We start from the raw sequence: 1,097 nt of genomic DNA on the forward strand, positions 1-1,097 counted from the left end.
TCGTCGCGACGAGCCCGGCGAGCAGCACGCGGCGGTCGCCGAAGCGGTCGGCGGCCATCCCCCACGGCAGCTCGGACAGCGCGACGCCGAAGCCGAGCGCACCGAGCACGAGGCCGAGTGCGCCGTTGTCGAGGTGATAGGCCGTGCGCATCCACACGGCCGTGGTCGGAATGCCGGCCGCCGCGGCCGAGAAGCTCATGTTCGCGGCGACGCCGGCGGCCAGCACGCGCCAGCGATGGGCCGGGCCGCGCGCATCGCGGGCGGGCGAGGAGGGGGAAGCGACGTACGAGGTATCCATGGCGGCAGGCCCGGTTGGAAATTGACATCGACAGTCTGGCGACCTACATTCATCCTGAAAATCGGAAAGTTCTTGATGAATCGTTCGATAAAACAGGATGGTTGATATGCCCGGACAAGACATTCCACGCGACGACGGCGAGTCGCTCGCGCTGGCCGATGCCACGCTGGCCCGGCCCAACTTCGACGTGGCGGCGCTGCGCAGCCTCGTCGCGGGTGTGGATCTCGGCAGTTTTGCGAAGGCGGCCGACCGCGTCGCGCGCTCGTCGTCGGCGGTGAGCGCGCAGATCCGCAAGCTCGAGGAGCAGGCCGGCACGCCGCTGTTCGTGAAGGCCGGGCGCGGGCTCGCGCTGACCGACGCCGGCGATGCGATGCTGCGCTATGCGCGGCGGATGATCGAGCTGAACGACGAGGCGGCCGCGGCCGTGCGCGGCATGAATCTCGACGGCTGGGTGCGCGTGGGGCTGCAGGAGGATTTCGGCGAGGCGATTTTGCCCGACGTGCTCGGGCGGTTCGCGCGCGCACATCCGAAGGTACGGATCGAGGCGCGCGTGGCGCGCAATGCCGACCTGCTCGACCGGCTCGATGCGAACCAGCTCGATCTTGCGCTGGTGTGGGGCGATCCGGCGTCGGCGGCGCTGGTGGCGCGCTCGGGGATCGATAGCGAAGCGATCGCGCAGGTGCCGATGCAGTGGGTCGGGGCGGCGGGCGGCTTCGGGGCGGGGAGAGCGGCGGGGAGGGCAAAGGGGGGGGGGAGGGTGGAGAACGAGGTGGGGAGGCGGCGCATCACAAAAAAAAAA

General features: G+C 69.9%; 2 protein-coding genes. One reads left to right on the forward strand and one right to left on the reverse strand.

Annotated features, from left to right (window positions below):
* Window positions 1-298, reverse strand: a 298-nt coding sequence (locus G3N93_RS40560; RefSeq protein ID WP_206135581.1) for an MFS transporter, incomplete at its 3' end; no start/stop codon positions are given.
* A gap of 106 nt (window positions 299-404) precedes the next feature.
* On the opposite strand from G3N93_RS40560, the gene G3N93_RS40565 reads away from it, so the two are divergent.
* The coding region (locus G3N93_RS40565) for a LysR family transcriptional regulator (RefSeq protein ID WP_241026923.1) at window positions 405-1,097 on the forward strand (693 nt) is incomplete at its 3' end.

It is taken from the genome of Burkholderia sp. Se-20378, assembly GCF_017104665.1.
Taxonomy (GTDB): Bacteria; Pseudomonadota; Gammaproteobacteria; order Burkholderiales; family Burkholderiaceae; genus Burkholderia; species Burkholderia lata.